Source organism: Prosthecobacter sp. (genome assembly GCF_044222565.1).
In the GTDB taxonomy this organism is placed as follows: domain Bacteria; phylum Verrucomicrobiota; class Verrucomicrobiia; order Verrucomicrobiales; family Verrucomicrobiaceae; genus Prosthecobacter.
The window spans coordinates 42843-56909 of record NZ_JBGANA010000025.1 but is presented as its reverse complement, the minus strand read 5'-3'; the positions used below and the strand labels follow the sequence as shown (position 1 = coordinate 56909).

Genomic DNA, 14067 nt, shown 5'->3' with positions numbered 1-14067 from the left:
CCATCATCTTATGGCCGCACAAAAAAGACCACATAAGAAGGTAGCCCGCCGTGAGGATGCTTGGGCGAATTCTGCCGCTGGCGGGAAGACTTCGGGCAGGAAAAAACCGGAGGCAAAAAAAACCTCGTCCATCACTGAAGCCGTTGCAACTCTGGAGGGAAGTGGCGACGACGCCGGGCTGGCGCTGTCTCTGGCGGGATGGGACGATCAGGACACACTGTACCTGACGGCGATCTCATCCGAGCGCCCTGATAAGTTCGATGCTGAGATGCCCTCGACGCTCCTGCTGGCCCAGTGCGGCAGCGCACGCGTGGCACAGCCTCTCTACACACGTAACACCGCGCCCGCGGCCACCGCCGCGACACACCCCGATATCTGGAGTAACAATGACAAGACAAACGCCGGCAGACGCTTCTTCGAGATCATCAGGATGCAGCAGTTCATGGTCGCCTACACCAATGGCGCCGACCCGACGCCATTGTCTGTGCAGGTTGGCAATGAGACTCGTGAGTTTGCCACGCCTGACTCGGAGTTCCTGAAGGTCCTCGGCACGTGGCTGTTCGAGGTGCTGTTCACCGGAGAAGTGCGGCGGCTCTACGATGCGGTGCAAAACCGCGACGAGCGCAAACGGGTGAGCATCATCTTCACCTCCATGCTGCCCTGGCTCTCCGACCTGCCATGGGAGATGGTCTATGATCCCGGCATTGAGAACTTCCTCTCCCTGACCAACGTTCGCTTTTTGCGCAATGTGCTCACGCCCACGCCGGCAGACCGCATTCTGCGAAAGCCCCCCGTGCTGCGCATCCTCGTGGCATCCGCCCAGGCGTTGGGAGCCTCCGCCATTTCAGACGAGCAGGAGATCCAGCGCATCAAAGACTCCTTCCGGGACCTGATTGATAAAGGACTGGTCAAGGTCGATGTCATCGTACGCTGCACCCCCGAAGAGCTGCACTCCTGCCTTCGCACCACCGAAGGCCTGGCCGAATACGACGTCTTCCATTTCATCGGCCACGGCTATTACGATAAAAAACAGGGAGGCCTCGTGGAGTTTGAAGACGAGAACGGAGCGGCCCGCCATCTCACTGCCAGGGAGCTGGTCAGCATTTTGCGCCTCCGCGGCATCCGCATCGTGTTCCTCAATGCCTGTGAAACCGGCACCGGCTTCGGCAACGACGGGGAGAACATGAGCCGCGGGGCCAACTACAACCGCGGCGTGGCCATCGAGCTTGCCAGGGAGGGCGTCCCCGCTGTGGTGGCCAATCAGTATTCCGTTGTGGACAAGCTGGCCTCCCTTTTCTCCCTGTGCTTTTACGAATGCCTCGCCCACGGTCTGAACATCGCGGACGCAATGCGGGAGGCGCGCATCGCCGTCAGTATTTCGGACGAGGCCGAACCCATGGACTGGGCGGTGCCCGTTCTGTTTGCACGCAACCCGAACGCCACGCTCTGCGCCAGACGCCCGTACAAGATCAGCCCGCTCAAGCCCGTGAGTCCCGTGGCTCCCGAGACGCTGATCCGCCGCATGTCCCGCAATCCCGCGCAAATGAAAGTGGTCGTATGGTGCACCTCCCCCGCCATCTCCCATGCCGAAAAGCTCGGGGAGACACTCGTCATGCTCAATGATGTCCAGCCAGAATTTGGCTTCACCCTCAAGCGCCGCCGCATCCCCGCCAGCGTGTGGAAAGTGAGCAGGAAAAGCGGTTTCATGAGCGCCGAAGGCATTGTGAAACCGCTCGAGAAAATGAGGGGGGAAGCCTTTAATGCGGATGTACTTTTCTGCATTACCGATCTCCCCCTGATGGATGGGAAGGAAACCGCCCTCTACTACTTTAACCATAAACGGGTGGTGCTCTTTTCCACCTGGGGGTTCGCCCCTCCGCTGGAGGCGGACCGGTTCAAAGCCGCCCTGACCAACCATCTGGCGCTCGGGCTGCTGGACGTCCTCACGGACATCCCCGCAGGAGAGGACGACGACGATCCCGCACATCCCATCCACACCGCCGGCTTTTACAATGATCAGCGCAGTCTGGCTCACATCACCGGACATCTCAGGATCACTGCAGCTGTCGATCGAGTAATTCAGGCCCAGATCAGAGCCGGAAAATTAGCGCTGGAACAGGCCGGCAAGCTGACGAAATCGCAATCCCAAAAACTGGGGAAAGCACGGTACAAGGCCATCAAAACACTGCTGGACTTTGTTCATTCCGAGTCGTGAAGACTTGTTGCAATGCTGAGGCAACGCTTTGGTGTTGTCACTGCGCATGGTCACCCTCCAGACATTGACCGATGAGACCAACCAACTCGCGTTGAATTTATCCACCCAAAAATGCCCACCTCTGGTGGATGAGGCTGAAGCGGCGGGGGGAAGATCGACCACCATTTCACGGTTTTAACTTTAGACGTGTCCAGATTCGGTTGATGATGTCCTGGAGTTCAGCGGCAGCGGTATTGATAGTGTCAGCGAGCATCTCCTCGGAGACGACTAGGGCATCATCTAAGGGCCAGCCTGCGCAGAGCGCTCACGCGGGCGCATCATGGGGAAGTCTCCATCGAGGACCTGAAGGTCGTAGATGTCCTCGCGCTCGTCCTCCCATTCCACCTCACCTTTGCAGTTGTGAGCCTGACACTTCATCAGAGGTGGCTGCCTGTTGATGGTTTGGCGGCAGGTCTTGCAACGGTGGATTCCGCGCTATTCCGCGGCTGAGATGAGGAGAATGTCGCCATCAATCTGGTGAGCATCTTGGCAGCCTGACAGCACTTCATTCTTGGGGCTGAGCAACCGGGTTTCGACCAGCACGCGGGTATCTTTGATGAGGTGCTGCCAAAGTTCTTCCACAAACTTCACTCGTGATTCGTCGGGCACATTCCATTAGTTCGCAGATTGGCGAATGTTTGGGTTTCCTTTGCTTAACCAGGGACGGATACGATTCTGGTCATGGTTTGCGGTGCGGCGCAGAGCCAGGCCGACCGGCAAGGTTCTTCCATCCCTCTCTGGAGAAGTGCATTTCATGGGGGTGAATCTAGGCCAGCACATCTTTGACGACCTCGCCATGGATGTCCGTGAGGCGGTAGTCGCGGCCCTGGAAGCGGTAGGTAAGGCGGGTGTGGTCAAGGCCGAGGAGGTGCAGGGCGGTGGCGTTGAGGTCGTGGATGTGCACCGGATCCTTGACGATGTTGTAGCTGAAGTCGTCCGTCTCGCCGTGGACGTGGCCGCCTTTCACACCGGCACCGGCCATCCAGACGCTGTAGCAGCGCGGGTGGTGATCGCGGCCGTGATTGTCCTGGGTGAGCACGCCCTGCGAATAGACCGTGCGTCCAAACTCGCCGCCCCAGATGACGAGCGTGTCGTCCAGCATCCCACGCTCCTTAAGCTCGGCCAGCAGCGCTGCGGTGGGCTGGTCGGTGTCGTGGCACTGGCTCTTGATGCCGCTGGGGAGGTTGTTGTGCTGGTCCCAGCCACGATGGTAGAGCTGGATGAAGCGCACCCCGCGCTCGGCGAGTCGGCGGGCGAGGATGCAGTTCGCAGCGTAGGTGCCGGGTTTCTTCGATTCAGGGCCATAGCGCTCGTAGATGTCGCCGCGTTCTTTGGAGAGATCGGCGAGGTCGGGCACGGCAGACTGCATGCGGAAGGCCATCTCGTATTGGTCAATGCGCGCCTGCGTTTCGGGATCGTGGTAGTCGGCAAACTTGAGGCGGTTCAGCGCGGAGACATCGTCGAGCATGGCACGGCGGCGCTCCGTGGTGATGCCGGGCGGATTGGAAAGGAAAAGCACGGGGTCTTTGCCGGAGCTCATGCGCACACCCTGATACTTCGAGGGCAGAAAACCGCTGCCCCACATGCGTTCGTGCAGGGGTTGCGCGTTCGTGGGGCCGCTGGGTCGCGAGATGAGCGCCACAAACGCGGGCAGATCCGCGTTGTCAGAGCCGAGGCCGTACGACACCCAGGCGCCGAAGGCCGGCCGCCCGCCGATTTGGTGCCCCGTTTGCAGCAGCGTCATCGCTGGATCGTGGTTGATGGCCTCCGTATGCAGCGAGCGGATGAGGCAGATCTCATCGGCAAACTTAGACGTGTGCGGCAGCAGCTCGCTCAGCCACATGCCGCTCTGGCCGTGCTGCGCAAACTTGAACACCGAAGGTGCGATGGGGAAGCGCTTCTGCCCCGCTGTCATGCCCGTGAGCCGCTGCTCGCCACGCACGGAGTTGGGCATATCCTTGTCGAACTGCGAGGCGAGCCCCGGTTTGTAATCAAACAGGTCGAGCTGAGAAGGCGCACCCGCCTGCGTGAGCCAGATGATGCGTTTCGCCTTCGGCGCAAAGTGAGCCGCTGGCGTGGCAAAGAGTTTCGGATTCGCAAGTGACGCCATGGCGAGGCTCTTCAGCCAGTTGCGACGCGAAAAGGGGGCGAGGGAGGATTCGGTGCTCATGAGGTCACTCCTTGGTGATGGTTTCGTCGAGATTGATCAGCGTGCTGGCGGCTGTGGTGTAGGCGGCGAGTTCCACGGGGTTCAGTTTGTCGTCGGTTTTGGCTTCACCCACGGTCAGGAGCTGTTTGGCGGCTTCCGGGTCTTGCGCAAAGTCTTTCAGGGATCGCTCAACGGCGGCGGTGAGTACCTGGAGTTCCTGCGGGCGCGGCTTCCGGGCGAGGAGAACCCCGAAGCCATGCGTGAGCCGGGACTCGATGCTGGTCCCACCGTTCTTGATCATGCGCTGCGCAAGGAAGCGGGCGGCTTCGACATAGGTCGGGTCGTTCATCAAATTGAGCGCCTGCAGCGGCGTGTTCGAGCGCGAGCGGCGGAGGGCGCAGGTCTCGCGGAAAGGCGCGTCAAAGAGCAGCATGCCGGGGTGCGGCACGCTGCGCTTCCAGTAGGTGTACAGGCTGCGCCGGTGCAGATCGTCGCCGCTGCCTTGCTGGTAGGTTGCCTTGGGATTGTCACGCTGGGCGACGACCTGCTCGTAAAGACCAGGCGGGTGGTACGGCTTCACGCTCGGGCCGCCGATCTTCTCCACGAGCAGCCCGCTGGCGGCCAAAGCTTGATCGCGAATCACTTCCGCGCTCAGGCGATGACGCGGGCCGCGGGAAAGCAGCCTGTTCATCGGGTCCAGCTCCGCACTTGAAACCGAAAACTGAGAACTCTGCTGGTAGGTCTCGCTCGTCACGATCAGCTTCACCAGCTTCTTCACATCCCAGCCGCTTTCTTGAAACGTCACCGCGAGCCAGTCGAGCAGCTCCGGATGGCTCGGCGGTTCGCCCTGGGAGCCAAAATCCTCGCTGGTGCGCACGAGGCCGGTGCCGAAAAAATGCTGCCAGAATCGGTTCACGATCACGCGGGCCGTGAGCGGGTTCTCGCGGCTCACGAGCCATCTGGCGAGGCCGAGGCGGTTGCGCGGAAGATCGGCGGCGAGAGCGGGCAAAACTGCTGGCGTGGCGGCGGTGACCTTTTCACCCGGCTTGTCATAGGCACCACGCGTCAAGATGAACGTGGGACGCATCTCCTTCTGCTCCTCCATGACCAGCGTGGTGGGAATCTCCGCTTCCGCGGCGGCGATCTGCTTCTTCAAAGCGGCCGCTTCTTCACTCAGGCGACGGTGCTCAGGCATCTGCGCAAGCCGGAAATCCATGAGCTGCTTGCGCTCGGCTGTTGTTCGCCTGGCCGGCTCTTTTTCTGCGATGGTGACGACGCTGGCAGGCGCGATGAGGTCAGCAGCGCTCGTGGTGGCATAGAGCCGCCACTGCGAAGGCCCGCCGGCATTCTCGACACCGATGGTGATTACCACCTCGGAACCTTCGAGAGGCGATGCCAGCTCGAAAAGCGCCTGCACAGGCTTGTTCGGTGCCACGGAGAGCACGGAGCGGGTTTTGCGGTCGTTGTCGAGCACGCTCGCGTGTGCGGCGTCGATGGCGTGGAGCTTGCTCTTGCCGATATTGAGTCCGCTCCATTGAAAGCTGGCAGAGGGAGCTGTGGTGGAGCATTCCAGCCGCATGGCGGTCACTTTCCCCGCCGGCAGCTTCGTTTTAATCACGATGTTGTTGGCCCGGGTTTCCTGCGGGCCGACCAACACGGCCTTGTCAGCGATTTGTGGCGGATTGTCCCCACCGGTGGCTTTCAGCGGATCAAGTGGCTGCCAGTCGATCTTCGTGGCAGCGAGTCTCTTTGCCCATGGTTCGAGATCACTCGCCGCGAGGCCTTTGAGCTTGTCCTCGACGGGTTTGAGCTTCGCATTCAGCGCAGTGATTTGAGCCTCCGACTCCGGTGCGGGCAGTTTGACGAAGGGCGGCGCGTTCGTGCGGATGGGATTGCTGTAAAGGCCCACGCCTTTCTCGGGCACATTGTGGAAGAAGGCCTTCATCGCGTAGAAGTCACGCTGCGTGAAGGGATCGAACTTGTGATCGTGGCAGCGGGCGCAGTTGAAGGTCTGGCCCAGCCAGACGGCAGCGGTCGTCTCCACGCGGTCGGCGGTGTATTCGGCGAGGAACTCCTCCGCGATGATGCCTCCCTCCTCGTTCAGCATGTGATTGCGATGAAAGCCGGTGGCGATCTTTTGGTCCAGCGTCGCATCTGGCAGCAAATCACCCGCGATCTGCTCGATGGTGAACTGGTCGAACGGCATGTTCGCATTGAAGGCCTTGATCACCCAGTCCCGCCATGGCCACAACTCGCGGTCACGATCCACCTGATAGCCGTTGGTGTCCGCAAAACGTGCCGCGTCCAGCCAGTCAACCGCCATGTGCTCGCCGTAGTGCTGGGAGGCGAGGAGAGCGTCCACCTGCTGTTCGTAGGAAGACAACGAGCCCTGCCCTTTGTCTGCCTCTCTCCTTGTCTGATTGTCCTGCATGGGCGGCAGTCCAGTGAGGTCCAATGACAGCCTCCGTATCAGCGTCTCCAGGGGTGCCCTCGGCGCAGGCTGCAGTCCTTTCCTCCGCAACTCCGCACGGATGAAATCGTCGATGGAGTTGCCGGACTTCGGCTTCACCGGCGGCACAAAAGCCCAATGCAGTTCATACTTTGCTCCTTCGGCGATCCACTGCTTCAGAGTGTCCTTTTGCTTGCTCGAGAGCTTCTTGTGCGAATCCGCCGGCGGCATGAGGTCGTCGGCATCGGTGGTGGTGATGCGTTCGATCAGCGTCTGCGGACCCAGCTTGATCAGCTCCTCACGTGCATCGAGCCGCAGATCGCCCTTGCGGTGGTTTTTATCCGGTCCGTGGCAGTAAAAGCAGTTGTCGCTAAGGATCGGGCGGCAGCAGATGGATGGCAAATGTTCGTCAGACCCGACACCGCTGCCGTCGAGGCTGCGGTGGCCGTTTGAATGAAACTGCGGTGGGTGTGGGGAAGGGCGGGGATCATGGCGTCAGAGCAGCCAAAGAACTACGGTCACCCACAGCCAATTATTGACACCAAAGAGTGGGCGAAACACATGCCATCAGCAGCTTGGCGTCTTTGCCTCACCTCGCCTTTCCGCGGGTCGGCGAACTCCCATGGCGGAACTAGAAGAGGTGATCCTGGCCAAATTGAAAGACAATGACCCCATGGGAACGCGGGATTTGCAGCGCTGCTTCCACGACTTGAGCGCCAAGGGCCGTGAAAGGGCAGTTGCCAGCCTAAAAAAGGCCTGCCGGGTGGTCGAAATGGAGTGTGGAAGGCGTGCGGCGGCGGCTTGTGCTGCCATTTCTGCTGACTGGCTGCGTGTCAGCACGGGTGATAGTCGCCAATCGAGATGAGTATTACCCTCGCCAATGACAATTACCGGTACCCAAATCAGTGCGGACAACATCCCTTGCCCTTGATGACCTTATTTGTCTGCAACCTTAGGAGCTACATAGCCAGCCTGGCTAAAACCCATCAATCCAACTAATACCCATGGCATTTCCCAAAGCTCTCCATCCATCCAACTTTTGATCACAAACAACGAAATTGTCAGCAGGGTCCAGACTAACATCTGGGCTTTTGCGATCGAAAATGTTTTGCGACCGATTTCATCGTCATACACTTCCAGAAATCCGGCAGACGTCGGGCCTTTATCTTTTCTCGCCACAACAATTCCGCTGGTGGTGAGGGACAAGCCCATTAAAACCAGCAGCTGCTCCGGGATGACGACATTTCCAGATTTCATGTTGGTAACTGCGAGGACCATCGCGCTGATGGCGATGGTCCAGAGCATGAGCTGGACACTCCACAAGGAAAAGTGGGTGCCTCCCGGGGTGGCGTTTGGGTAATCATCCGGTTCTTTTAAAAATCCCAAAAAAGATCCGGTGGTTTTTCGGGTGAGGCCGGCAATGCTGCATATACATATGATCACCAGCGCCAATGCCCAGGAGGCGCACACCGGCCCGCTGGCTATCCCGATTTCCTGGGTGCTTATCGCGGCGGTGGATCCGTCCTGAGGCCAGCGGGTCTCTGATTCTTTGGGAACCCAATGCAAGATGGCGTTCGTGCGAATCCTCCACGGTGATAAGAAAACGGGTATAGACTCGTTGACGTCAAAGAGAAGGAGCGTGCCTCTCAGCTGAATCGACTCCAGGTGCTGTGATTTTTTTCTTCAACCGTGGCCGGCCTGGTCCAGCATACATGTTGAGCAATGGCCACCGGGGGGCCGATGGGCCAGTCCTTTTCAGATTTAACAAAATTGCTGCCAACAGGCTTCAAGGTCAGGGAGACTGCATCAGCTGATGGAATAACGGTTGTGATGTAAACCCGGATGAGGTGGTTTCACAGCTGGCCGTCAGGAACGTAGAGTTCAATGGGAGGGGATGACTCCTGAACCTTTTTTTCTTCCGTCTCAGGCTTTTTGGGAGGAGTGCCGGCTGGCGCTGGAGCTGGCGCTTGCGCGAGTGTGAAACCCAGCAGGCAAAACAAAACACCAAGCGAGATGAGGGCTTTCATAAGGTGAAAATGAGATGGGTGACTATGCTGCCTGATCGCCTACACAGCGGCGGGCTGGCGGTGGTCCGGGGAGGACTAGGCAGAAGCGTTGTGGGCCAATGAGGAGGCGGTGTACTGGACCCAAAAATCGAAGGACAGGTGGTCGGTGATGTAGCGGAAGGGCAGCCAGGCATGGCCGCCGTCTCCCCAGTCGGCTCCCCAGGAATTGCGGATGAGGATTTCGCCATCGAGGGGATCGTTTTCATCAGCGTCCCGCGACGGCTCCGCGTCCCGCTTCCGGGCGCCTTTTTTCTTTTTCGCCGGCTTGAAGCGGTAACCCACCGCGAGGACGGTATGGCCGCCGATGACGCGGGAGTCGTTCCCTGGAAAAGGAATGATGTGGTTCGAGGTCATCTCATCAATCGAGTCATAGATGGAGAGGCCAAAGGCGACCGGGTAGCCGTCTGCCAGGCAGAAGAGCAGCTTTTCCAAGGTGGCCTGGCCATCATGGCCGGGGTGGTCGAGCCGGCAGTAACTGAGCGGTTCGATACGACGCGCCACTTCGAGTTCGGCGATGGTGGGGTTACGGTTGAGATTTTTCAGAGAGGTGGGCCAGTTTCTCTCCCTCAGACAGCCGAAGGTGCGCATGGCTTTGACGGATGCCCGCAGTGTGCAGCCGACGTCCTGGCTCACGCCGAGGATTTCCCGCGCCACCTTGTACAGAAAGAGACGGGCGAAGGGATCGGTTGAGGGCATGTCTGGCTTGCGGGCAGGGCTTCCGCCGCGGTGCTCATTTTTCTTTCCCTGGTTGAACAGAAGATGATATTCCGCCATGGCGAGCACGCTGTGCGCCGTGCAGTTCTGCACCGCGCCTTGATGGCTTACCGGTGGCAGCTTGGAGCGCAGGTCCTGCCGCCCCCCCTCCGACGTGAGCAGGTCTCCCAGTCGCTGCCGGGTCGTCTCTCGCGCATTCGAGTCACGGCTGCTTCCGCCCCGCACAGCCTTCTGTCCGCGCCGGCTTTCTGCCTCATGATAATCGCGCAGTCGCTGGCAGCCTTGCTTGGAATGCGTGACCATGTGGGCGATGGCAAAGTCCCGGTGGTCCGCGTGGTCTCGCATGCATCCCAGGCCAAGAAGATCGTCTGGCACGGCAGCCAAGTGTTTTGAGGACGAGGTGTCGGTGTGGTTACGGACGGCGTCGGGATTCCCCGCCGGCCTGTTATCCGCCACGACTCCGCCGATATGAAGCACAAGCGGTCTGACAGCGTGCCTGGCCCCGCGCCCCGTGTGGCCGCGGACGGCATCTGGATTCCCCGGTGGCCGGTCATCCACGACAACCCCGCCTTCATCTCCGTCATCTCCCTCATCATCTTCAGGTTCTTCAGCTCCCAGCAGGCGGCGGGCGGAGGAGCGCCTGCTCCGCCCAGTGTGAGGGCGGACAGCGTCAGGATTTCCCGATGGCCTTTCATCCACGACGACACCGCCGCCCTCGTCCTCAGTGCCAGCATTCGCCTCTTCAAGAATGGCGTCCATTCCACGAGTCCACACGCGCTGGGACACCGGGCGAGGGGCCGAGGTTTTCGGAGTCTTCTTGCGGGCGGGGCGCTTCTTGTCTTTGCTCATAATCTGTCAGGGCTGAGGGTGGAGGCTGCCGGGGCGGGTGGAGTGGATGGCGGAGCCACAGGCAGTGAAACGGGCTGCGGATTTACAGGAGGTTTACGGCACGAGTTTGAGAGACAGAGGCCCGGTGGCCAGGGTGCCACCGCCCGGCTTGGGAAAGGCAAGGTAGAGCTTGCCATCCTCTTTGGGCGCGGGCTTGCCTGCCGGCGTGGGCTTGCGGAAGGCATCGCGGATCTTGATGGTGACCACCAGCGCTTCCGGGTTGGCAACCACCTCGGCTGTGCCGGTGAAGTCCCCCCCCAGCGTCGCGGTGGTCACCTGCTTCAGGCCGCTGCCTTTGACCATGACGGCCAGGCTTGCGGTGTAGCCGTCATTATCATTGCCCGTGGCATGCACCAGGCGCGTCTCGAGTTCCTCCGGCGTCCAGGGCGTGATGTCCGGGTTGGCATCCGCAAAGGAAAAGTTCACCGGCGAACTGTACACGCGGTGGATCTGGCTGCCGGCAACGGCGGGAAACTCAAAGAAGATCTGCCCCACCCCCTTGTCTGTCTCCAGCAGAAAACTGATCTCCGCCGCATACGGCCCCTTTTTGGTCACCTGCACCTCCACCGGCTGGGTGCCAGCAAACAGTCCGGAGCCCCGCAGAGTGCCACTGTTTGGCAGCCGGTCCAGCCGGGTGCCCTTCAGCAGCAGGGAGACCTGTTTGCTCCAGTGTTTCGTGGTCGCGTTATAGCCCCCGGTGAAGATCAGGTCTGCCTCCGCCCCTTCCGCGATCACCGGCAGCTCATGGTCCTTCAGTTCAAAGCCGATCTCGTCGGTCGTCTCCGAGCCCCGGATAAAGTCGATCTCGTCGGGCTTCATCGAGTCCTTGCTGGAAGCATAGGGCAGCACGAAGGCCACCTTGCCAGTGGCTGCGGTACCTGTGGCCTGCAGGGTCAGGCTCAGCGAGTCTTGGGAACGCACCTTCCGGCTGGCAGGTTTCACCCTGACTCCGGCTCCCACCACCTCGATGCCTTCGGGATTCACGGCATTGAGATTTTCGCCCCGCAGGATCACCGTCAGCTCCCCGGCCTCGTCGATGCCGGTAAACTCCAGTCTCGGCGGGGTGATGCTCAGCCGGTGCGGGTTCACCTTGGCGTCGGGGTCGAAAAGCGTGACCGTGGACGGGGTGTTCAGCATCCATTTGGCGGGCAGACCCTGGTCATAGCCTGCGCCGTACAGGCCCTTTTCCAGCGAATCGAGCTCGCGCGAGACATTGTCTTTCGTGTCATGGATGGCGCGTCTGTACGGGCTGCCCTTTTCGGGCCACACAGCCGTTTTGAAATCCGTCTCCGCTCGTTCAAACACTCGTCCGTTTTTCAGCACCTCTGCATAGCCGTCGCTAGGGGAGCGGTTGGGCTTGTACCAGGCCGTCCACATGGAGTGGTGGGTGCGCGACCAGCGTGCGGAGTAGTCGAGGACGATGTGGGGTTCATAGATGTTAAACCTGAAGCCGCCCTTCACCTGTTCGACCTCCAGCGTCGGCATGGCGTCCGCCTTGCTCATGCCCAGGATCAGCAGCACCGGGAAGGTCTGCCGGTCCAGGGTTTGCGCCGCCTTGTTGCCCTTGGCATCGTCATCATCCAGCCCGCGCAGCCGCGTGCCGATCTCAAAGCCAAAGTGGTCGCCCATGGAGAAGCTGTTGGCCGTGGCCATCGTCGAGCGTGTGGCCACATCCTTCCGCCGTTCCTTTGCCCAGGAGGTGAAGAGATTCCCAGCACCTGCCGCGCCCGCCTGGGCCAAGGTGGCGGAGAGGTACAGCGCCACTTCGTCCTGCCGGGCGATGCTGGAGGCCAAGTCCAGGTTCTGCGCGTCCACCATGGGGGACACCGCATGCACCATGAGCGTCATGTTCTGCCGCGGCGGCTGGGAATAAGCCTGGCACTCCTTAAAGGTGAAATCCTTTTTGTGCTTGAAAAACTGGCGCTGCTCCTCCGTGAGCGCGCGCGGGTAGCTGTGAGCAATGGCGGCGCGCAAGCCGATGGGATAGTCGGCGCAGTTCACCATTTCCCGGATCGTCTCATCCCGCGCACGGATCGGCTTCGCCACCAGCTTCGCATCAATAACGCCCTTGAAGTCCTGCTTGGTGCGCCACCCAGGGTTGACGCTCAGCGTCGTCACGCCAAAGAGGATGCGCTTGTCCGCGAAGGCGGCGGCAGCCTCCGGATTGCCTAGGAAAGACAGAATATTTTTCACCGTCAGCGCGGACGCCGCCGCATTAATCCGGGCCAGGGGCGGGAAGCTGCCCGCGCCGGTGGGCACAGCCGGCAGGAGCTTGTCCTTGCCCCCCACCGTCCCCACGTCACTGACCTTGTCCATCAGGGTTTTGATGTCGGAAAGCTTGGCGGCATTCAGCGGATCGCTGATGTCCGAGGTCTTGGGCACATGGTTGGCGTCGGGAAAATCCGTTTGCGCATTCTCGGCGGTCAGTTCCGCCTTTCGGGCGGCGGTCAGGTCGCTGCGTGCGCTGCCCGCCTCCGCGCTGGCCGCTTTCTGGCGTTCTTCTACGGCAGTGAAATCAGCGGATGCCTTCGTCTCCCGCGCCGTCGCACCAGGCACCAGCAGGGTCTTGGCCTGCTGATCCGCGACGGCCGCATCATAGTTCGCCTTGGCAGCGGCCAGGTTTTCATCCGCCTTCATGCGGTCTGCCGTGGCGAGCGCCAGTTTGGCAGGGTCATCCTTGGCATCGTCCTCCCTCTTCACCGCGGCCTGCTGATCATCGGTGGCGGTCTTCAGGGCGGCGGCGGCATTGTCCTTTTTGAGGCCGGCCACCGTCACATCTCCTTCTGCCTGGATGCGCGCCACGGTGGCATCTGTCTTCACGCGGCGCGCCTCCTCCAGGTCCGCGTCCGCCTTGTCTGCGGCGGCCTGCGCCTTGGCCATCCGCGCCTGCTGCTCCTGGGTGTTCTGCACGGCGGCGGCACGGTTGTTCACGGTGGTCTGGCGGGCCTTGGACAGGTTTTCCTGAAACAGGGCCATCTTCGCCGTCTCCACCGCCTGGGCCACGGCGTCCACCTTCACGCCCGCCTCCGCCAGCACCCGCGTCTGCGTACGCTGTCCGAAGAGGCTCTGGCCGTTGGCCACATTGTACGCGCCGTACAGGCCGTTGAGCGTCAGTTGCTCCGCCGCGTCCTGCGGTGCGGTGCCCTCCTCCATCCGGAAGGGATGCGCCGGGCGCGTGTCATTCGCGTCTCCTTCCTTCTTGTAGTAGCTGGGATCTCCGGGGGCATAGAGAAGGGGGGCTATGGCCATCGTCCCCCACTCGTCCATCTCCTTCTTCAGGCCGTCCGCCGCACGCCCCTGGTCCAGGACGACGTCTCCTGCCGAGCGGGGCTCGGGCTTCCCGCCCCTCCACCATGCCTGCACCCTCTCTAGAAATCCCCGCTTCGGCGGGGGCTGGGAGGCCTCATCAGCCCCTGGTGGGCCGGCGTGGAGAGTGAGCGCCGGCAGCAGCAGGATGACGCAGGCCTTCTGGCACCAGCGGCCTTCAATGGCAGAGCGGTAATTCATAAAAAAGAGGCGGAGATAAAGGTGGGCGGACGCGGAAGGA

At 61.1% G+C, this 14067-nt stretch carries 10 protein-coding genes; 2 read left to right on the top strand and 8 right to left on the bottom strand.

The features are described from left to right. The first annotated feature begins 10 nt into the window (after positions 1 to 10). Complete coding sequence (locus tag ACILSR_RS27025; protein ID WP_395752935.1) at positions 11 to 2215, top strand: CHAT domain-containing protein; 2205 nt, start codon at positions 11 to 13, stop codon at positions 2213 to 2215. A gap of 279 nt (positions 2216 to 2494) precedes the next feature. On the opposite strand, the gene ACILSR_RS27020 is transcribed toward ACILSR_RS27025, so the two are convergent. From ACILSR_RS27020 to ACILSR_RS27005, 4 genes are all read right to left on the bottom strand, one after another. Further along, on the bottom strand, positions 2495 to 2632 hold the full coding sequence (locus tag ACILSR_RS27020) for a hypothetical protein (RefSeq protein WP_395752934.1): 138 nt from the start codon (positions 2630 to 2632) through the stop codon (positions 2495 to 2497). A gap of 57 nt (positions 2633 to 2689) precedes the next feature. Further along, on the bottom strand, positions 2690 to 2863 hold the full coding sequence (locus tag ACILSR_RS27015) for a hypothetical protein (protein WP_395752933.1): 174 nt from the start codon (positions 2861 to 2863) through the stop codon (positions 2690 to 2692). Between the two features lie 157 nt (positions 2864 to 3020). After that, complete coding sequence (locus ACILSR_RS27010) at positions 3021 to 4424, bottom strand: DUF1501 domain-containing protein (protein WP_395752932.1); 1404 nt, start codon at positions 4422 to 4424, stop codon at positions 3021 to 3023. Between the two features lie 4 nt (positions 4425 to 4428). Then, a complete protein-coding gene (locus tag ACILSR_RS27005; RefSeq protein ID WP_395752931.1) occupies positions 4429 to 7254 on the bottom strand; it encodes a PSD1 and planctomycete cytochrome C domain-containing protein in 2826 nt (941 codons plus the stop codon). 220 nt (positions 7255 to 7474) lie between these two features. On the opposite strand from ACILSR_RS27005, the gene ACILSR_RS27000 reads away from it, so the two are divergent. Continuing rightward, positions 7475 to 7717 (top strand): hypothetical protein, encoded by a 243-nt coding sequence (locus ACILSR_RS27000; protein WP_395752930.1) that lies wholly within the window; start codon positions 7475 to 7477, stop codon positions 7715 to 7717. A 71-nt stretch (positions 7718 to 7788) separates the two neighbouring features. Here ACILSR_RS27000 and ACILSR_RS26995 read toward each other — a convergent pair whose 3' ends face one another. The 4 genes from ACILSR_RS26995 to ACILSR_RS26980 form a co-directional block, all read right to left on the bottom strand. Beyond that, positions 7789 to 8418 (bottom strand): hypothetical protein, encoded by a 630-nt coding sequence (locus ACILSR_RS26995; protein WP_395752929.1) that lies wholly within the window; start codon positions 8416 to 8418, stop codon positions 7789 to 7791. A 287-nt stretch (positions 8419 to 8705) separates the two neighbouring features. Then, positions 8706 to 8879: a hypothetical protein gene (locus ACILSR_RS26990; RefSeq protein ID WP_395752928.1), complete on the bottom strand. Its 174-nt coding sequence runs from the start codon at positions 8877 to 8879 to the stop codon at positions 8706 to 8708. Between the two features lie 75 nt (positions 8880 to 8954). Continuing rightward, on the bottom strand, positions 8955 to 10481 hold the full coding sequence (locus ACILSR_RS26985; RefSeq protein ID WP_395752927.1) for a hypothetical protein: 1527 nt from the start codon (positions 10479 to 10481) through the stop codon (positions 8955 to 8957). 93 nt (positions 10482 to 10574) lie between these two features. Further along, positions 10575 to 14027, bottom strand: a complete 3453-nt coding sequence (locus ACILSR_RS26980; RefSeq protein WP_395752926.1) for a hypothetical protein — start codon at positions 14025 to 14027, stop codon at positions 10575 to 10577. Positions 14028 to 14067 lie beyond the last annotated feature (40 nt).

Bases quoted from the DNA above. Each gene is read 5' to 3' on its own strand.
- ACILSR_RS26980 (WP_395752926.1), bottom strand. From the start codon at position 14,027: ATGAATTACCGCTCTGCCATTGAAGGCCGCTGGTGCCAGAAGGCCTGC.
- ACILSR_RS27025 (WP_395752935.1), top strand. From the start codon at position 11: ATGGCCGCACAAAAAAGACCACATAAGAAGGTAGCCCGCCGTGAGGAT.
- ACILSR_RS26985 (WP_395752927.1), bottom strand. From the start codon at position 10,481: ATGAGCAAAGACAAGAAGCGCCCCGCCCGCAAGAAGACTCCGAAAACC.
- ACILSR_RS27000 (WP_395752930.1), top strand. From the start codon at position 7,475: ATGGCGGAACTAGAAGAGGTGATCCTGGCCAAATTGAAAGACAATGAC.
- ACILSR_RS27010 (WP_395752932.1), bottom strand. From the start codon at position 4,424: ATGAGCACCGAATCCTCCCTCGCCCCCTTTTCGCGTCGCAACTGGCTG.
- ACILSR_RS26990 (WP_395752928.1), bottom strand. From the start codon at position 8,879: ATGAAAGCCCTCATCTCGCTTGGTGTTTTGTTTTGCCTGCTGGGTTTC.
- ACILSR_RS27020 (WP_395752934.1), bottom strand. From the start codon at position 2,632: ATGAAGTGTCAGGCTCACAACTGCAAAGGTGAGGTGGAATGGGAGGAC.